This window comes from Xanthobacter albus (genome assembly GCF_043194895.2).
In the GTDB taxonomy this organism is placed as follows: domain Bacteria; phylum Pseudomonadota; class Alphaproteobacteria; order Rhizobiales; family Xanthobacteraceae; genus Xanthobacter.
In genome coordinates this window covers 2,111,202-2,129,105 of the sequence record NZ_CM195532.1, presented here as the reverse complement: position 1 = coordinate 2,129,105, position 17,904 = coordinate 2,111,202, and the positions used below count along the sequence as shown (strand labels likewise).

17 protein-coding genes and 1 riboswitch are annotated in these 17,904 nt (G+C 69.7%); of the genes, 6 read left to right on the top strand and 11 right to left on the bottom strand.

Annotation, left to right across the window (positions count from 1 at the left end):
• Positions 1 to 5: 5 nt before the first annotated feature.
• Positions 6 to 114, bottom strand: a riboswitch (TPP riboswitch).
• Between the two features lie 144 nt (positions 115 to 258).
• A complete protein-coding gene (rfbC, locus tag V5F75_RS09460; protein ID WP_394037475.1) occupies positions 259 to 819 on the top strand; it encodes a dTDP-4-dehydrorhamnose 3,5-epimerase in 561 nt (186 codons plus the stop codon).
• 52 nt (positions 820 to 871) lie between these two features.
• Here the strand turns inward: rfbC and V5F75_RS09455 are convergent, their stop codons facing one another.
• Both V5F75_RS09455 and V5F75_RS09450 read right to left on the bottom strand, forming a co-directional pair.
• The gene (locus tag V5F75_RS09455) at positions 872 to 1,219 is read right to left on the bottom strand and encodes an AzlD domain-containing protein (RefSeq protein WP_394037477.1); all 348 of its coding nucleotides are present in this window, start codon (positions 1,217 to 1,219) and stop codon (positions 872 to 874) included.
• Positions 1,216 to 1,962 carry an AzlC family ABC transporter permease gene (locus V5F75_RS09450; protein WP_394037479.1) on the bottom strand — a complete coding sequence of 249 codons (747 nt, stop codon included), beginning with the start codon at positions 1,960 to 1,962 and terminating at the stop codon, positions 1,216 to 1,218. Before V5F75_RS09450 ends, V5F75_RS09455 begins: the two co-directional genes overlap by 4 nt.
• Positions 1,963 to 2,176: 214 nt before the next feature.
• On the opposite strand from V5F75_RS09450, the gene pabB reads away from it, so the two are divergent.
• The 3 genes from pabB to V5F75_RS09435 are packed head-to-tail and all read left to right on the top strand — an operon-like array spanning position 2,177 to position 4,937.
• A complete protein-coding gene (pabB, locus tag V5F75_RS09445) occupies positions 2,177 to 3,583 on the top strand; it encodes an aminodeoxychorismate synthase component I (protein WP_394037481.1) in 1,407 nt (468 codons plus the stop codon).
• The gene (locus V5F75_RS09440) at positions 3,580 to 4,371 is read left to right on the top strand and encodes an aminotransferase class IV (RefSeq protein ID WP_394037483.1); all 792 of its coding nucleotides are present in this window, start codon (positions 3,580 to 3,582) and stop codon (positions 4,369 to 4,371) included. Before pabB ends, V5F75_RS09440 begins: the two co-directional genes overlap by 4 nt.
• Positions 4,371 to 4,937: a GNAT family N-acetyltransferase gene (locus V5F75_RS09435; RefSeq protein ID WP_394037485.1), complete on the top strand. Its 567-nt coding sequence runs from the start codon at positions 4,371 to 4,373 to the stop codon at positions 4,935 to 4,937. Before V5F75_RS09440 ends, V5F75_RS09435 begins: the two co-directional genes overlap by 1 nt.
• A gap of 21 nt (positions 4,938 to 4,958) precedes the next feature.
• Here V5F75_RS09435 and V5F75_RS09430 read toward each other — a convergent pair whose 3' ends face one another.
• From V5F75_RS09430 to V5F75_RS09415, 4 genes are all read right to left on the bottom strand, one after another.
• On the bottom strand, positions 4,959 to 5,327 hold the full coding sequence (locus V5F75_RS09430) for a hypothetical protein (protein WP_394037487.1): 369 nt from the start codon (positions 5,325 to 5,327) through the stop codon (positions 4,959 to 4,961).
• 155 nt (positions 5,328 to 5,482) lie between these two features.
• Positions 5,483 to 7,918, bottom strand: a complete 2,436-nt coding sequence (gene clpA / locus V5F75_RS09425; protein ID WP_394037489.1) for an ATP-dependent Clp protease ATP-binding subunit ClpA — start codon at positions 7,916 to 7,918, stop codon at positions 5,483 to 5,485.
• 202 nt (positions 7,919 to 8,120) lie between these two features.
• A complete protein-coding gene (gene clpS, locus V5F75_RS09420) occupies positions 8,121 to 8,447 on the bottom strand; it encodes an ATP-dependent Clp protease adapter ClpS (RefSeq protein WP_393990117.1) in 327 nt (108 codons plus the stop codon).
• 409 nt (positions 8,448 to 8,856) lie between these two features.
• A complete protein-coding gene (locus V5F75_RS09415) occupies positions 8,857 to 9,189 on the bottom strand; it encodes a phasin family protein (RefSeq protein ID WP_393990118.1) in 333 nt (110 codons plus the stop codon).
• A gap of 313 nt (positions 9,190 to 9,502) precedes the next feature.
• On the opposite strand from V5F75_RS09415, the gene V5F75_RS09410 reads away from it, so the two are divergent.
• A complete protein-coding gene (locus tag V5F75_RS09410) occupies positions 9,503 to 11,353 on the top strand; it encodes a serine hydrolase (RefSeq protein WP_394037491.1) in 1,851 nt (616 codons plus the stop codon).
• A 19-nt stretch (positions 11,354 to 11,372) separates the two neighbouring features.
• On the opposite strand, the gene V5F75_RS09405 is transcribed toward V5F75_RS09410, so the two are convergent.
• Positions 11,373 to 12,092 carry a DnaJ domain-containing protein gene (locus V5F75_RS09405; protein ID WP_394037493.1) on the bottom strand — a complete coding sequence of 240 codons (720 nt, stop codon included), beginning with the start codon at positions 12,090 to 12,092 and terminating at the stop codon, positions 11,373 to 11,375.
• 184 nt (positions 12,093 to 12,276) lie between these two features.
• The gene (locus V5F75_RS09400; RefSeq protein ID WP_394037495.1) at positions 12,277 to 13,020 is read right to left on the bottom strand and encodes a VWA domain-containing protein; all 744 of its coding nucleotides are present in this window, start codon (positions 13,018 to 13,020) and stop codon (positions 12,277 to 12,279) included.
• Positions 13,021 to 13,244: 224 nt separating this feature from the next.
• On the opposite strand from V5F75_RS09400, the gene panC reads away from it, so the two are divergent.
• Complete coding sequence (gene panC, locus V5F75_RS09395) at positions 13,245 to 14,093, top strand: pantoate--beta-alanine ligase (RefSeq protein ID WP_394037497.1); 849 nt, start codon at positions 13,245 to 13,247, stop codon at positions 14,091 to 14,093.
• Between the two features lie 225 nt (positions 14,094 to 14,318).
• Here panC and V5F75_RS09390 read toward each other — a convergent pair whose 3' ends face one another.
• From V5F75_RS09390 to V5F75_RS09380, 3 genes are read right to left on the bottom strand one after another with little or no spacing between them, the layout of a single operon-like run.
• Positions 14,319 to 15,080 carry an amino acid ABC transporter ATP-binding protein gene (locus V5F75_RS09390; protein WP_394037531.1) on the bottom strand — a complete coding sequence of 254 codons (762 nt, stop codon included), beginning with the start codon at positions 15,078 to 15,080 and terminating at the stop codon, positions 14,319 to 14,321.
• A gap of 29 nt (positions 15,081 to 15,109) precedes the next feature.
• Positions 15,110 to 16,522 (bottom strand): amino acid ABC transporter permease, encoded by a 1,413-nt coding sequence (locus V5F75_RS09385; protein WP_394037499.1) that lies wholly within the window; start codon positions 16,520 to 16,522, stop codon positions 15,110 to 15,112.
• A 4-nt stretch (positions 16,523 to 16,526) separates the two neighbouring features.
• Positions 16,527 to 17,822 (bottom strand): amino acid ABC transporter permease, encoded by a 1,296-nt coding sequence (locus V5F75_RS09380; protein ID WP_394037501.1) that lies wholly within the window; start codon positions 17,820 to 17,822, stop codon positions 16,527 to 16,529.
• Positions 17,823 to 17,904: the final 82 nt, after the last annotated feature.

Sequence of the window (17,904 nt, the reverse complement as noted above, 5' to 3'; positions counted from 1 at the left end):
ATGCGCGTGCCGCAGGTTCCCGTCCCTCCGCCGGTATGAGCCGGATCAGGTTCAAGGGTCAGGGCGGCGCGCCCACTCTCAGCCCCCGCTCTCGGGGCCCCCCTCGGAACGATGCGACTGTCCGCGTCCGGCGCGCCTTTGTCAATCCGCGCCCTGCGGCAGGCGGGCGCAGAGCCCCGCCGACACGCGCCGGCCGTTGGGCTATACAGGCGCCACGAGTCGGTCGACCCGTCCCGCGCTCATCTTCAGGACCCTCCCATGGACGTGCAGACTTTCGATGTGCCCGACGTGAAGCTGGTGACGCCGAAGCGCTTCGGCGACAGCCGCGGCTTCTTCACCGAGACCTGGAGCGACCGGGTGTTCCGCGCCGAGGTGGCCGACATGGGCTTCGTGCAGGACAACCACTCCCTCTCGGCGCCTCGGGGCACCCTGCGCGGCCTGCACTACCAGAAGCCGCCCACCGCCCAGGGCAAGCTGGTGCGCGTGGTGCGCGGCGCCATCTTCGACGTGGCCGTGGACATCCGCCACGGCTCGCCCACCTTCGGCCGCCACGTGGCGGTGACGCTGGATGCCGCCACCGGCGCCCAGCTCTGGGTGCCGCCGGGCTTCCTCCACGGCTTCTGCACGCTGGAGGACGATTGCGAGGTGGTCTACAAGGTCACCGAATATTACAGCCCCGCCGATGACGGCGGCGTGGCCTTCGACGACCCCGACATCGGCATCGCCTGGCCGGTGCCCGCGGCGGAGCTGGTGCTCTCCGACAAGGACCGCAAGCACCCGCGCCTCAAGGACCTGCCGGCCTTTTTCAGCTACCGCTGAGCCCCTCCGGGGCGCGGATGCTTCAGCCATCCGCGCCCCGCAGCGCAGGGGGTCAGCTGGCGAACAGGAGAATGCCGGCACCGAGCAGCAGCTCGCCCACCAGCACCCCGGCGAATACCGAGCGCCGCAGCAGCGCGAAGCCCGCGACGCCGCCCGCCACCGCCCCGAGCCGCACCAGCAGCGGCACCGCCAGCAGCGGCCCGGCGGGCACGAACAGCAGCCGCGCGATCACCGCCGCCAGCAGCGCCGTCGCCACCGCCTTCACCCAGTGGAACACCTCGCTGCCCGCCTCCACCCGCCGGCCGGCGAGCACCGCGAGCGAGCGCCACACCTCCGTGGGCAGGAAGCCCACCAGCACGACGATGAGCACCGCCGCGCCTTCCGTCAGCGCCGCGCTCATGCCCGCCTCCGATGCCGGCGCCCGGCCATGTAGGCGAGCGTGCCGCCGCCCACCCCCGCGATCAGCAGGTCCAGCCCGCCGTCGAGCCCGGTGACAAAGGGCATGATGATGAAGCCGGCGCCGAGCGCCAGCCACTCCGTGAGCGAAGAGGCATTGCGCACCATGAGCACGGAGAAGGACAGCGGCGTGAGGAACAGGAGCATGCCCGCGAGCGGGCCCGAGAGGCTGCCGGCCATGAGATAGCCCACCACCGTGCCGGCCATGCTCACGCTCACCAGCGTGTTGGCGAGGCCGAGGGTGAAGGGCACCCGCGCCTCTCCCGGCAGGTGCGGCAGCAGGCGCAGCCCCTCCACCCACAGCGTCATCGCCACATAGTGGGCGCACAGCAGCTCGATCAGCATGCTGCGGCGCGGGCCGCGCATGTAGGGGGCCACCGAGACCACCATGGGCAGAAGCCGCATGGAGGAGAGCGTGACGGCGAAGGCGAGGGCCGGCAGCGCCGAGCCGGCGGCGAGGCCACCCACCAGGATCACCTGCGCCGGCAGCGCCCACACCAGCAGCGTGGAAAGCACCCCCGCCCCGAGCGGAAAGGCGAGCCCCTGCAGCAGCGCGCCGAAGCCGGTGTAGCTGGCGAACAGCACCAGGGCCGGCACGGAGATGCCGTGGCGCGCGCCCTGGAGCGCCCAGCCCAGGGTGGAGCGGAGGGGCGGCGGTGCGGGGTCGGGAGGGGGCCGGTGGGACATGGAAAGGCCGTGCAGGAGTCTTCACTGGTGTTGGTAAGGTCGCCATACCATTTGCGCGGGGGATGCGACAGGCCCGCGCGTCACGGCGCCCGCGCGGGCGCCTTTCCCGCACGGGCGGTGTAATGTAGGCAGGACCGGCGGCGCGCGAAACGATTGCAGCGCCGCCGCCGCGACGTCATCCTCCCTGCGCCTGCTCCGAATCGGTCGCCTGCCCGTGCTTCGCATCGACATTCCGTATCGCGACCCGTTCGCCGTCTTCCACGCCTTCGCCGACGCGCCCTTCTGCGCCTTCCTGGATAGCGCCGCCGCCGGTGATCCCCGCGCGCGCTTCTCCTACGTCTGCGCCGATCCGTTCCGCGTCGTCACCGCCGACGGGGCGGGCACGAAGGTGGACGGGCGGGAGGTGGCGGGCGCCCCGTTCCAGGTGCTCGCCCGCGCGCTCGCCGACCATGCGGATGCGCCGGCCCCGCGCACGGAAAATAGCGCCATGCCCTTCACCGGCGGCGCTGTGGGCTTCCTGGGCTACGATCTCGGCCGCCATCTGGAACGCCTGCCCGCCCCCCGCGCGGGGCGGCCCCCGGTGCCGGAAATGGCCATGGGCCTTTACGATGTCGTGCTCGCCTTCGACCATGCCGAAAGGCGCGCCTGCCTCTTCTCCTCCGGCCTGCCGGAGACCGATCCCGCCGCGCGCCGGCGACGCGCCGAGGCGCGGGCGGCCGAAGTGCTCGACCGTCTCGCTTCCGCCCCCGCCGCGGCGCCGGCACCGGACTGGACCGTGACCGGCCGCTTCGCGCCCGACCAGCCGCGCGCCGCGGTGGAAGCCTCGGTGGCGCGGGTGATCGAGTACATCCGCGCCGGAGACATCTTCCAGGCCAACCTGACCCAGCAGATGCGCGCGCCCCTGCCGGCGGGGCTCACGGACCTTCAGCTCTATGCCCGGCTGCGGGCGGTGAGCCCCACGCCGTTCGCGGCCTTCCTGCGCTGCGGGCCGGAGCTTGCGGTGCTCAGTGCCTCGCCCGAGCGCTTCCTCAGCCTCGATGCGGACGGGCGCGTGGAGACCCGCCCCATCAAGGGCACCCGCCGCCGCGCCGCCGACCCGGCCGCCGACGCCGCACTGGCCGCCGCGCTTCTCGCCTCGGTGAAAGACCGGGCGGAAAACCTCATGATCGTGGACCTCATGCGCAACGACCTCAGCCGCGTGAGCCGGGTGGGCAGCGTGAAGGTGCCGGTGCTGTGCGGGCTCGAAACCTTCGCCAACGTCCACCATCTCGTCTCGGTGGTGGAGAGCCGGCTGCGGGAGGGCCTGGGCCCGATGGACCTGCTCACCGCCTGCTTCCCCGGCGGCTCCATCACCGGCGCGCCCAAGATCCGCGCCATGGAGATCATCCACGAGCTGGAGCCCTTCCCGCGCGGCGTCTATTGCGGCTCGGTGGCCTGGATCGGCTTCGACGGCGCCATGGATTCCTCCATCGTCATCCGCACCATCACCCGCGCCGGCGAGACGCTGCTCACCCATGCCGGCGGCGGCATCGTGGCGGATTCGGACCCGGCGGACGAATACGAGGAGAGCCTCGTGAAGCTCGCGCCCATGCTGCGCGCCCTTTCCGGAGAAGGCCGGTGAAGCTCTATCTCAACGGCGCCCTGATGGAGGCCGGGGAAGCCCATATCGCCCCCGGCGATCGCGGCTTCACCCTGGGCGACGGCCTGTTCGAGACCCTGCGGGTGCGCGGCGGCTTCCTGCGGCGCCTGCCGGCCCATCTCGCCCGCCTCACCCGAGGTGCCGCGGTGCTGGGCCTGCCCCTGCCGGCGCTGGATTTCGGCGCGGCGCTGGAACAGGTGCGGGCCGCCAATGCCCTCGACGACGGGGTGCTGCGCCTCACGGTGACCCGGGGCAGCGGCCCGCGCGGCGTGCTGCCGCCGGCGGAGCCCCACCCCACGGTGCTCATCACCGCCGCGCCCATGGCGCCGCCCCCGCCGCCGGCGCGGCTCATCATCGCCAGCGTCACAAGGCGCAACGAGCGCTCGCCACTGTCCCAGGTGAAGTCCCTCAACTATCTCGACAACATCCTCGCCCGCCAGGAGGCGGCGCGGGCCGGCGCCGACGACGCGCTGCTGCTCAATACCAGGGAGCGCCTCGCGGAGAGCACCATCGCCAACCTGTTCGCGGTGATCGACGGGCGGCTCGTCACCCCGCCGGTGTCGGAAGGCGCCCTGCCCGGCGTGATGCGGGCGGCGGTGAAGGCCCAGGGGGCGGAGGAACGGCCTCTGACACCGGACGACCTCGCCCAGGCGGAAGAGATCTTCCTCACCTCCAGCCTCGGCATCCGCCCGGTGGCGCGCCTGACCGAGCGGGCGTTCAGCGTCTTTCCGGTGGCGGAGCGCCTCGCGGCCCATCTCGGCGAGGCGTGATGGCCGCTCCCACCCTGCGCACGCCACGGCTGCTGCTGCGCCCCTGGCGGACCGAGGACCGCGACGCCCTGTGGGCCATGCAGTCCGACCCGGCGGTGATGGAATTCCTGATGCCGGTGCCCGACCGCGCCGCCTCGGACGCGGTGGCCGACCGCATCGCCCTCCATTTCGCGAACCACGGCTTCGGCCTGTGGGTGGCGGAGGTGCCGGGGGTGACGCCGTTCGCCGGCTATTGCGGCCTCGTGCATGTGCCATATGCCGCCCATTTCACCCCTGCGGTGGAAATCGGCTGGCGCTTCCTGCGTGCGTCCTGGGGCCATGGCTATGCCACCGAGGCCGCCCGCGCCTGCCTGCGCCACGGCTTCGATGTGCTCGGGCTCGGTGAGATCATCGCCCTCACCGTGCCCGCGAACCGCCGCTCGCGCGCGGTGATGGAGCGGCTCGGCATGACCCATGATCCGCGCGACGATTTCGACATGCCGACCGTGCCTGAAGGCCATCGGCTGCGGCATCACGTGCTCTATCGCCTGCCGCGGAGCGCCCCGCGGCCGGGCGCCGGCACCTGAGCGGCCGCGCCGGCCCCGCCGTCAGGGCAATAGCCCGGTGCCCGCGCCATAGGGAATGCGCACCGCCTTGCGCTGATGCTGCTCCTTGATGTCGGCGATGTCGTCCAGCATCGTCCGCAGGCGGTCGAGTGCCCGCACCTCGTCCGGCGTGAGAGGCACGGTAGGGTGGAAATGGGTGACAAGCACCGCCAGCGCATCATTGATGCGGCCGATCTGGGTGCCGTAGCTGCCCACATTGTCCAGCACCTGCTCCTCCACCTCCGGCGCCTTCGAGGCGCCGAGGTTGATGTTGACGAAGCCGAGCTGGCTGCCCACCGCCGTCAGGTTGGAGGTGAGCAGGCGGAAGAATTGGGTCACGTCGCCGGACAAGGGCAGCTTGAACGTCGCCATCTGCGCCACTCCCAGAACTGGGTTTCCGAGTGTGTCAGATGCCTCGGCGAATTCAACCTGGGCGCGATGCGCCACGATCCGCGCGCGGCGGCACCAACGAAAAGGGGCGGCCGAAGCCGCCCCCATCCCTCATCGATACCGGCTCGCCGGGCCGCTCAGGCCTTCACCAGCGGCGGCTTGGAGGCCGAGCCTCCCTTGCTGCCGCCCCTGGGAGCCGGCTTGCCGGACTTCGCGGCCTTTGCGGCAGCCGCCGGCTTGCGGCGCGCAGCCCGCTTCGGCTCCTCGGCGATCTTCTCGGGCTTGGGCGTGACCGGACCTTCCGGGAACTCGAAGCCGAGCTTGGAATCCCGGCCCTCGCCTTCCACCACCACGCGCACATGGCCGCCATGCTTGAGCGCGCCGAACAAGACCATGTCGGCGAGCGGGGTCTTGATGTGCTCCTGGATGACGCGCGCCATGGGACGGGCGCCCATCTGCTCGTCATAGCCGCGCTCCACCAGCCAGCGGCTCGCCGCATCGGAGAGCTCGATGGTGACGTTGCGGTCCGCGAGCTGGGCCTCCAGCTGCAGCACGAACTTCTCCACCACCTGGGAGATGACCTCCGTCGTGAGGTGGGCGAAGGGGATCACCGCGTCGAGCCGGTTGCGGAACTCCGGCGCGAAGGTGCGGTTGATGGCCTCGGTGTCGTCCCCCTCCCGCTTGCTGCGGGTGAAGCCGTAGGCGGGCTTGGAGAGATCAGCCGCGCCCGCGTTCGTGGTCATGATGAGGATCACGTTGCGGAAGTCGATCTGCTTGCCGTTGTGATCGGTCAGCTTCCCGTGGTCCATCACCTGCAGGAGGATGTTGAAGAGGTCCGGGTGGGCCTTCTCGATCTCGTCCAGCAGCAGCACGCAGTGCGGGCTCTGGTCCACGCCGTCGGTCAGCAGGCCGCCCTGGTCGAAGCCCACGTAGCCGGGAGGCGCGCCGATGAGGCGGCTGACCGTGTGGCGCTCCATGTACTCCGACATGTCGAAGCGCAGCAGCGGCACGCCCAGCGTGGAGGCGAGCTGCTTGGCCACTTCCGTCTTGCCGACGCCGGTGGGGCCGGAGAACAGATAGTTGCCGATGGGCTTCTCCGGCTCGCGCAGGCCGGCGCGGGCAAGCTTGATGGAGGCCGCCAGCGCCTCGATGGCCTTGTCCTGCCCGTACACCACCCGCTTGAGGGTCGCTTCCAGATTGGCCAGCACCTCGGCATCGTCCTTGGAGACGGACTTGGGCGGGATGCGCGCCATGGTCGCGATGGTGGCCTCGATCTCCTTGATGCCGATGGTCTTCTTGCGCTTGGCCTCGGGCACCAGCATCTGCGCCGCGCCGCTCTCGTCGATCACGTCGATGGCCTTGTCGGGCAGCTTGCGATCATGGATGTAGCGGGCGCTCAGCTCCACCGCGGCCTTGATGGCCTCGCTGGTGTAGCGCAGCTTGTGGTAGTCCTCGAAGCAGGGCTTCAGCCCCTTCAGGATCTCGATGGCGTCGGCCACGGAGGGCTCGGCCACGTCGATCTTCTGGAAGCGGCGCACCAGCGCGCGGTCCTTCTCGAAATACTGGCGGTATTCCTTGTAGGTGGTCGAGCCCATGCAGCGCAGGCTGCCCGAGGCGAGCGCCGGCTTCAGCAGGTTGGAGGCGTCCATGGCCCCGCCCGAGGTCGCGCCGGCGCCGATGACCGTGTGGATCTCGTCGATGAACATGATCGCGTTGGGATAGGCCTCGATCTCCTTGACCACCTGCTTGAGGCGCTCCTCGAAATCGCCGCGATAGCGGGTGCCGGCCAGCAGCGCGCCCATGTCGAGCGCGAACACGGTGGCGGTGGCGAGCACCTCGGGAACGGAGCCCTCATTGATGCGCTTGGCCAGGCCCTCGGCGATGGCGGTCTTGCCCACGCCGGGCTCACCCACGAACAGCGGGTTGTTCTTCTGCCGGCGGCAGAGCACCTGGATGGTGCGTTGAATTTCGCTGTCGCGGCCGATCAGCGGGTCGATCTTGCCCTCGTGCGCCTTCTTGTTGAGGTTCACGCAATAGGCTTCGAGCGCGTCGGTCTTCTTCTGCTTGTCGTCGCCGGACTTGGTCTCGGTCTCCTCCTCGGCGCCGCGCACGGGCCGGCTCTCGGACATGCCCGAGCGCTTGGCGATGCCGTGGGAGATGTAGTTGACCGCGTCATACCGCGTCATGTCCTGCTCCTGCAGGAAATAGGCGGCATGGCTCTCACGCTCGGCGAAGATGGCGACCAGCACGTTGGCGCCCGTCACCTCCTCGCGGCCGGAGGACTGCACATGGATCACCGCGCGCTGGATGACGCGCTGGAAGCCGGCGGTGGGCTTGGAATCGTCGGAGCCCGACTGGACCAGATTCTCGAGTTCGGAATCGACATATTCGACGAGGTTGCGCCGCAGCTTGTCCATGTCGACGTTGCACGCCCGCATGACGGCTGCGGCGTCCTGGTCATCGACGAGGGAGAGCAGCAGATGCTCCAGCGTGGCGTATTCGTGATGACGTTCGTTGGCGAGGGCCAGAGCGCGATGAAGCGACTGCTCGAGGCTGCGTGAAAATGTAGGCATCGACACCTCTTCCGCGCATCACCCGTCGATCCGCGGAAGGGCCGCAGACCTCGAAGGCATGTGCACCATTCACACAAACTTCGTACTGGATCCCCCGGTGCGCAAGTCCCCCCATGCGCCGCGGCCATCACCGATTTGAAATCCGCCCCGTTAACCTCCCGCCCCAGCTTGAATTTCCCCGCGCCGCCGCGTTCGCCGGGCGCTATTTTTTTTCCATCACGCACTGGAGGGGATGCTGGTGCTTGCGGGCGAAATCCATCACCTGCGTCACCTTGGTTTCGGCTACCTCGTAGGTGAACACCCCGCACTCGCCCACCCCGTGGTGGTGGACGTGCAGCATGATGCGGTTGGCCTCGTCGGTGTTCTTGTTGAAGAACCGCTGCAGCACGTGCACCACGAATTCCATGGGCGTGTAGTCGTCGTTCAGCAGCAGCACCCGGTAGAGGCTCGGCCTTTTGGTCTGCGGCCGCGTGCGGCTGATGACGGCGGTGCCGCTGCCATCGCGTCGGGTGGGGTCCGGATCCGTCATGAATGCCGGCGGTGGAGAAGCAAATCGTTCCTGCATCATGTCCGTCGCGATCATGTCCATCGCGCCTTGTTTCACCGCGCCCGGGTGTTACTGCGCCTGACGTTGCCGCGCCCCGTCGCGCCCCGAAAAGGGGCTGTCCGCCGGCGCGGGCTCGTCCGCTGCGCCAGCCCAGGCGGGCCGGCCTCGGCGCAAATCCGCGCGATCATAGAAAACCGGCCGGTTCAGCGCCAGTCCGCCGGCGCCCTCGGATGCATGAACGCGCGCATGCGCGCCGCCGCCCCGCCCGGACGCCGACGTCCTGGCGGGTATGTCGTCACGAAAAAGGCCCGACGCAAGGTCGGGCCTTTCGGACTTTCGTCCCTCAACGTCATGGGCAGATGGAACGTCGGGGCTGGAGGCCCGGAAAGCCTCAGCGAGCGACCTTGCCGAAGGCGCTCTCGAACGGCTTGTAGGTCTCCTTGGCCAGCTCGGTATACAGCTCGCCGAGCTTGGTGGCCTGGGCCACGGCGCCTTCGTAGGCGGACTTCAGGTAGGACTGCTGAATCTCGATGGCCTGATCGAGGCTCTTGGCGCCGAGCAGCTTCTCAAGCGCAGCGGTGCCCTGCTCGAAAGAGGTCTTGGTGTAGTCCGCCACTTCGACAGCGATCGCCTGGGCGCTCTTGGAGAGCAGGCTGAAGCTCTTGAGGGCGTTCTCGATGTTGTCCTTGCTGAGCTGCTGAAGCTCTTCCGTGCTCTGCACCATGGGAGTCCTCATTCCTCTAGCCGGCGAAGCCGCCGGATCTGCCATTTCCGGATGAGCGGGCTATTGATCCCGCCCGATGAAATAATATGCAGCGCAACATGGGTGTCAAGGATTTTTGTGCACTGCACAACAACCCCGACGGCCATTCCATCGCCGGATTCACGCCTTGGTAACCCCGACTTCTTAGGCTTCCTGCACGGTCGCATTTCCCCGCCGCCTTCGCCGCGAAACAGCCTTGCGGAAGGCCGAGACGCATGGCGTCGGCACGGGGGTCCTGGCCAGCGCGACGACCGTTCAGACGGGGCACATGTCCATGCGTACAGCTTCCGCGAGCCTTTCGCTCCTGACCAAAGCCCTTGCCGTGGCAGTTCTTGCGGGGTTCGCCTTTTCGTCCACCGCAGCCGATGCGAGGCCGCGCAAGCACTCGCAGGCGGAAAGCACGAAGAATTCCGGCAAGTCGAAGAAGTCCTCCGCCCAGCGCCGCAACGCCAGCGCCACACGCGTGACGCAGGACGAGTCCGGCCGCTGGCACTATGGCTCCTCCGCCATCGTGCTGGACGCCAATACCGGCCGCGTGCTCTACGAGGACGACGCAGACGCCCTGCGGCATCCTGCCTCGGTCACCAAGGTGATGACCCTCTACCTGCTGTTCGAGCAGCTCGAGGCGGGCCGCCTGAAGCTCAGCAGTGATCTTCCCGTCTCCGCGAAGGCGGCCTCGCAGTCACCCTCCAAGCTCGGCGTGCGCGCGGGCTCCACCATCGAGGTGGAGGATGCCATCAAGGCCATCGTCACCCGCTCGGCCAACGACGTGGCGGTGGTGATCGCCGAGGCCCTCGGCGGCACCGAGAGCGACTTCGCGGAACTGATGACCCAGAAGGCCCGTGCGCTCGGCATGACGCGCACCACCTTCCGCAACGCCTCCGGCCTGCCCAATCCGGGGCAGGTGACCACCGCCCGCGACCTCTCCACCCTCGGCCGCGCCATCCAGGATCGCTTCCCCAAGGAATACCGCTACTTCGCCACCCGCACCTTCTATTATCGCGGCGAATCCATCGGCAATCACAACCGCCTCGTGGGCGCGGTCGAGGGCGTGGACGGCATCAAGACCGGCTACACCCAGGCCTCCGGCTTCAACCTCCTCACCTCCATGAAGCGCGACGACCGCTACATGGTGGCGGTGGTGCTCGGCGGGCGCTCCGCCGGCTCGCGCGATGCGCGCATGCGCTCGCTGCTGGCGGAGAATTATCCGCGCGCCTATGCTGGCGCGCGCACGGCCCCCAAGGTCACCGAGAACGGCGGCCTGTTCGCCTCCGCCGCGCCCGCTCCCCAGCCGGCCGAGCGCGAGCCCGCCCATGACGTCGCGCCGCTGCCGAAGCCGCAATATGCGATGATAGCGCCGGAGCCGGCCACCACGGCCTCCATTCCCTCACCGTCCGTGAAGAGCGGATCGGTGGAGCCCATCCGCCCGGTGGCGGTGAAGACGGTCGCCATCCAGCGGCCGGTGGCCGCCTCCGCCGCGGCGCCCGCGGCCTCCGCGGCGGCCTCGGCCACCGCGGCCGCGCGCGGCTTCAGCAATCCGGCCGGCGTGCTCGGCTACATGGAGCCCACCACCAGCGCGGCGGCCGCCGCCATTCCGGCCAACCCCGGCCGTTCGCGCCAGCAGGCCGCGCCGAAGGCCGAGGCCGTCGCCGCCGCCCCGGCCGAGAAGGACAACAGCCGCTACGTGCCGCCCGCCCGCCCGACGACCCTGGCCGAACGCGCCGCCGCCGTCGCCGCCCAGGACACGCCAGCACGCCAGGAGGCTCCGGCGCGCCAGGACGCGCCCGCCCGGCGCGTCGCCGCCGAGCAGCCGGTGCGCACCGCTTCCATCGCTCCGGTCGCCCTGCCCGAGCGCGCCGAGAAGCAACCCAGCTCCTCCCGCAGCGGCTGGGGCATCCAGATCGGCGCCTTCGGTGCGGAGAGCGAGGCCCGCGCCAAGCTCGACAGCGCCCAGAACAAGGCCCGCTCCGTGCTCGGCAATGCCGACCCGTACACCGAGAAGACCGTGAAGGGCTCGACCGCCCTCTACCGCGCCCGTTTCGCCGGCCTCGACGAGAAGGGCGCGAAGGAAGCCTGCCGTTTACTTCAGCGTAACGCGTTCGCCTGCATGACTATCAAGAACTGAGCACATGCAGGAGAGTAGTTCAGCCATGTTTGCGCAGAATCAGATCCTTGGCTTGATTGATCTGCGCCGCCAGGTAGCCGGAACCACCGGCGTCGGGGTGGAGCTTCTTCATCAAGGTCCGGTGAGCCGCGCGCACCTGCGCGGCGTCCGCGCCCGGCTGAAGCCCAAGGATCTGGTAGGCCTCCTCTTCGGTCATCGCCCGGCCGCCCGCAGCCGGGCCGCCGGGGGTCCCCCCTGCCGCATCGCCCTCAGCGTGTTCACGCCAGGCGGGCGCCCGGCGGTCGAGATAAGCTTCGAGTAGGCTCAGGGACTGCGGGTCGCACACCGCCCGCAGCGCCAGGAGCGCCGGCACGTCGAGATCGTCGAGGGCCGTGCCCGCGTGGGCCCCCGCGATCACCTGCCCGGAAAGGGCGCCGCTGGCGTGGTCCAGCTCCATCTCGAACAGGGCGGAGCGCACCTTCGAGGCACGCGGCGCCCCACGCTTCCTGAACAGCCCGCCGAGCCAGCCGCCGACCCCGCCGGGGTCCAGCCGCCCGAGCAAAGCGAAGCCCACCGCCGCCAGCGGCACGGCGGCGCCGATCCGCCCCAGCAGCAGCGCTCCCACGGCCCCGAGCATCGCCGCATAGGCAAGCGCGCGCATCAGCGCTTCGGCCAGAACCTTGGGATCGGACCTGGTCCACACCTTGAGGCCGTAAAGGCCGATGGCCAGCAGCAGCGCGCCGGCGATGAGAGTGATCACACCTCGCTCCTCGTCACATCCCCGCCGCCGGACGCGGCGGGGCACGGCCCCGCGCCGGCCCCCACCACGAAGGGCGAGGCTGGCGAGAGGCCCAGGCGACGCCTTCCGGCGCGCCGAACCGTCTCCGGAGCATTAGCAGGCCCCGCCCGCGTCCGCGACGGGCGGGGCGCTCGCGGCGAACGCCTCAGCGCCCGCCCAGGGCCAGCAGCAGCCGGCGGGCGCCCGCGTCGCCGCGGGCCTCCAGCGCCAGCCGCCCGCCGGCCGCATAGGCCGCCACCGCCGACAGCAGGGCGCGCAGCTCGCCGGCCGCGCGGCTGTCGAAGCGGCAATAGGCGCCGCCGGTGATCCGCGCCAGGGCGCGGAAGGTGCGCTCCACCTCCGGATTCGCGCCCTCCTGGAACATGAACAGCCGCACCCCGCGCAGGGCGAGCTGCCCCGCCGCCGCATGCAGCGCGTCCACATCCTCCTCCAGCGCATCGCCCACGAACACGGCGGCGCGCAGGCCGCTGCGCTCGGCCTCCCGCTCCAGGTGGCCGAGCACGCGGTGGATCTGCGTGAGCCCGCCCTCGCAGGAGATGCGCCCCATGAGCCGGCGCAGGGTCTGCGCATCACCCACGAACGGCGAGGCGCGGCACTCCCCCATGCCGCGGTAATAGACGATCTGCATCTCCAGCCCGCCGTGGGCCGTCGCGGCTGCGAACATGTCGGCCTGGATCTCGCAGGCCAGCGACCATGTGGGCTGGCGCGAGGCGGTGGCATCGAGCGCGAAGGCAAGCCGCCCGCGCCCCTCCCCAGCCCGCGGCGGCGGCATCGCCCGCGCCGCCTGGAGGAAGCGGGCGATATCGGCATCGCTGGAGGGCTGCGCGGGAGGAGCCGCGCCGCCCGCAGCCGCGAGGTCGCCTTTTATTTTGTCTTCGGAACGCGCCATGGGCCGCTTCAGTTCAGGAGCATCATCCGCCGTCACCCGCGTGCGGCGCTGTCTCCTAAACATAGGGTCGCCGGAAGGCGGGCCAAGGGGGAGGAAAGACCAAGGGGGAGCCGAGGGAGAGCGGCGAAGGGAAAACGCGTCCCTTCCCCCTCCCGCCCGCGCTTCCCTCCCGCGCCCGCAAGTTCTAGGGTCCGCCCCGCGCGAAACCTGGGAGTCGCGGAAAGATGGCCAGCAAGCCCGTGGTGGTGGAAACGGTTCAGGAGCTGAGGGCGCTCACCGGCGCCTTCCGGGTACAGGGCGCGCGCATCGCCCTGGTGCCCACCATGGGGGCGCTGCACGCGGGGCACATGGCCCTGGTGCGCCGCGCCCGCGAGGTGGCGCAGAAGGTGGTGGTCTCCATTTTCGTGAACCCCACCCAATTCGGCCCCACCGAGGATTTCTCGCGCTATCCGCGCACCTTCGAGGCCGACCTGGAGAAGCTCGCCGCCGAGGGCGCCGACGCGGTTTACGCCCCCACGGCGGCGGAGATGTATCCGGAAGGCTTCTCAACCCGCATCACCATGGCCGGTCCCGCCCAGGGGCTGGAAAGCGACTTCCGCCCGCAATTCTTCGCCGGCGTGGCCACGGTGGTGGGCAAGCTCTTCATCCGCTGCGCGCCGGATTTCGCCGTCTTCGGCGAGAAGGACTACCAGCAGCTCAAGGTGGTGACGCGCCTCTCGCGGGACCTCGACCTCGGGGTCGAGATCGTGCCGGTGGCCACCACGCGGGAGGCGGACGGCCTCGCCCTGTCCTCGCGCAACGCCTATCTCTCCGCCGAGGAGAGGTCCATCGCCCCGGTGATCCACGCCGCGCTGAAGCACGCCGGACTGAACATCCGCGGCGGTGCTGCCCCCGACACGGCGGCCGCCAAGGCGGCGGAAACCATCGCCGCCAAGGGGCTGAAGGTGGATTATGTGGTGGCGCGCCACGCCGAGACCCTGGCGCCGCTGACGGGCGCGCAAGGCGAGCCCGTCCGCCTGCTGGCCGCGGCATGGCTCGGCAAGACGCGCCTCATCGACAACCTCCCCGCCTGATCCGGCGCCGAAGGAACACCGGCCTCGCGACGCGGGGCGGGTGCCATCACGGCCCGGCGGCGGCCGCCTCGCCTTCGCGTGCGGCCGGCAGGTTCCGGGTTCCGGGCCTAAAATCGCGTGGCTCATACCGTCGGCCCCGGTCCTTGACCGGCGCCGAGCGGGTCCGCGGCAGCACCGCGCGGGCTTGACCAAAGGCCCATGAGTCAAACCCATGGGCCTTTGGCATCAGTGCAGGATCTGGCTGAGGAACAGCTTCGTCCGCTCATGCTGCGGGTTGGCGAAGAAGGCGTTGGGCTCGTTCATCTCGATGATCTGGCCAGCGTCCATGAAGATGACCCGGTTGGCCACCTGCCGGGCGAAGCCCATCTCATGGGTCACGCACAGCATGGTCATGCCGTCCTGGGCGAGCTGCACCATGGTGTCGAGCACCTCCTTCACCATCTCCGGATCGAGCGCCGAGGTGGGCTCGTCGAACAGCATGATGCGCGGGCGCATGCACAGGGCGCGGGCGATGGCCACGCGCTGCTGCTGGCCGCCGGAGAGCTGGCCCGGATACTTGTGCGCCTGGTGGGGGATCTTCACCTTCTCCAGGAAGTGCATGGCCACTTCCTCCGCCTCCTTCTTCGGCATCTTGCGCACCCACATGGGGGCGAGCGTGCAGTTCTCCAGAATGGTGAGGTGGGGGAAGAGGTTGAAGTGCTGGAAGCACATGCCCACCTCGCGCCGCACTTCGTCGATGCGCTTCAGGTCGTCGGTCAGCTCGATGCCGTCGACGACGATGCGCCCCTTCTGGTGCTCCTCCAGCCGGTTGATGCAGCGGATGAGGGTGGACTTGCCGGAGCCGGACGGGCCGCAGATGACGAGCCGCTCGCCCCGCTCCACGGTGAGGTTCACGTCCCTGAGCACGTGGAACTCGCCGTACCATTTGTTCACGCCGGCCATCTCGACGGCGAGCTTGGGGGCGCCGGCCTCGGTCGCGGCGATCATGGGATCGGTGGTCATGACCTTCAATCCTTTCAGTGGCGATGCGCGCGGTCGAGGCGCTTCTCCAGCGCCATCGAGTACCGGGACATGCCGAAGCAGAAGACGAAATAGACGATGCCGGCGAAGCCGAAGCCCGTGAACAGGGTGGTCGGCGTCGCCCAGTTGGGATCGGTGAAGGCCGCCCGCATGGCGCCGAGCAGATCGAAGATGGAGACGATCAGCACCAGCGTCGTGTCCTTGAACAGGCCGATGAAGTTGTTGACGATGCCGGGGATCACCAGCTTCAGCGCCTGCGGCAGCACCACGAGCCGCATCATGAGGCTACCCGGCAGGCCGAGCGCCATGGCGCCCTCGTACTGCCCCTTGGGAATGGCCTGCAGGCCGCCGCGCACCACCTCCGCCATGTAGGCCGAGGCGAACAGGGCGACGCCCACCAGCGCCCGCAGCAGGCCGTCGATGGTGAGCTGGCCGGGCAGGAACAGGGGCAGCATGTAGGTGGCGAAGAACAGCACGGTGATGACCGGCACGCCGCGCCAGAACTCGATGAAGAGGATGGAGCAGATCTTCACCAGCGGCAGCTTGGAGCGCCGGCCCAGCGCCAGGACGATGCCGAACGGCAGCGACACCGTGATGCCCGACACCGCGATGACCAGCGTCACCAGCAGGCCGCCCCACAGGCGCGTCTCCACCTCGACGAGGCCGACGTTGACGTCCACCGCCAGCAGCACCACCCCGAGCAGGGCAAGCATCCAGAGCGTCGTCCGCGCGGCGCCGCGCCCCATCCCCGGCCCGGCCACGAACCGCGCCACCCCCGCCGCGAGGGCCGCCAGCAGCAGGCTCGACAGGATGAAGTCGCTCCAGAAGGCGAGCGACAGGCCGGCGACCATGGCATCGGCGGGAAACAGGCTGCCGAAGCCGAGATAGCCGAGCAGGAAATGGCGCAGCGCGAAGTTGCCGCCGGTGAGCAGCACGAACGCCACCACCGGATAGATGCCGAAGAACAGGATGGCGTTGAGCCGCTTGTAGGGCACCTTCTGGAAGAGGAGCGGCAGCAGCAGCACCGCGCCGAGGGCGTAGACGACATTCACCCGCCAGCGCTCGTCCGCCGGGTAGAAGCCGTAGACGAGCTGGTTGATCTTGGCCCAGATGAAGGGCCAGCACGCGCCCACGGAATGGCCCACGTCCGCCGGCAGGCAGGCGTTGCGATTCGTGCCCTCCCACACGGCATCGACAAGGAAGAACTGCACCAGCGGCGGGATCACCGCATAGACGAGCCAGAGGCCGAACAAGGTGAGCAGCACCTGCGGCAGCGAGCCGAACAGGTGCGCGCGCGCCCAGCGCACGATGCCGCGGTCGGAGGCCGGCGGCGGCTCCGGCTCACGGAAGGCGGTGGAGACGAAGGCGTGTGGGGAGAGGGCCTGACCGGCCGAGGTTTGAGTGGTCATGGCCTCACCGCTCCACCAGCGCCACGCGCTTGTTGTACCAGCCCATGACGAGCGAGGTGACGATCGAGATGACGAGGTAGACCGCCATGGTCATGGCGATGATCTCGATGGCCTGCCCGGTCTGGTTCAGCGTGGTTCCGGCGAACACCGCGAACAGGTCCGGGTAGCCCACCGCCACGCCCAGCGACGAGTTCTTGGTGAGGTTGAGGTATTGGCTCGTGAGCGGCGGCACGATCACACGCATGGCCTGCGGGATCACCACGAGGCGCAGGGTCGGCCCCTGCCGCAGCCCCAGCGAATGGGCCGCCTCGCTCTGCCCCTTGGACACCGCGAGGATGCCCGAGCGCACGATCTCGGCGATGAAGCCCGCGGTGTAGGTGGACAAGGCCAGCAGCAGCGCCACGAACTCGGGGATGACGCTGAGCCCGCCCACGAAGTTGAAGCCGCGCAGCTGCGGCTCCTCCAGGTGCAGGGGAAAGCCCATGGCCGCCGCCGCCAGCGCCGGCAGCACGACGATGAGGCCGAGCGAGGTCCAGAACACCGGGAACTGCCGCCCGCTGGCCTCGCGTCGCTTGCGCGCCCAGCGCGCGATGAGGAAGCTCACCGCCAGCGCCACCACGAAGGCGGCGAGGATGAGGCCCGATCCCTCGCCGAAGATGGGCCGCGGCAGGATGAGGCCGCGGTTGTTGACATACACATCCGGCGTCCCGATGGCCTCGGCGAGGCTCGAGAGCGGCGCCGCCAGGGCGCCGAGCCCGATGGCGGAGAGGCCCGAGGCAAGCGCCGAAAGGAGCGGCTGCAGGCCGAGGCCCCAGCTCTGCCGGGGGCTGGGCAGCGCCGCCAGCACCGCGAGATACCAGAACATGATCTGGAACAGGGGCGGCAGGTTGCGCGTGATCTCCACGTAAGCGGAGGCAAGCGCCTTGATGACCACATTGCTGGACAGGCGGGCGATGCCCACCAGGAAGCCGATGACGGTGGCGAGGATGATGCCGAGGAAGGCCACCAGCAGCGTGTTGAGCAGGCCCACCAGGAAGGCCCGCCCATAGGTCATGTTCTCATTGTAGGGAATGAGGGCCTGGCTGATGGCGAAGCCCGCGCGGTCATCAAGGAAGCCGAAGCCGGAGGCGATGCCGAGCCGGGACAGGTTGGACTCGGCATTGGCGTAGAAGGACCAGGCCAGCCAGACGAGGACGAGCCCGAGCGCAATCTGGATCACCGAGCTTCTGAGCTTCGGGTCCGTCCACGACCAGCGGCGCCCGCGCACGGCACCGGGGTCGGAAAGGCGAGCATCCGACATGAAACCCCTCGAAGGTGTGGAAGCCTCGTGGGCCTCCTTGTATTTTTGGTTTGGGCGGAACGGGCCGTGGCCCGCTCCGCGC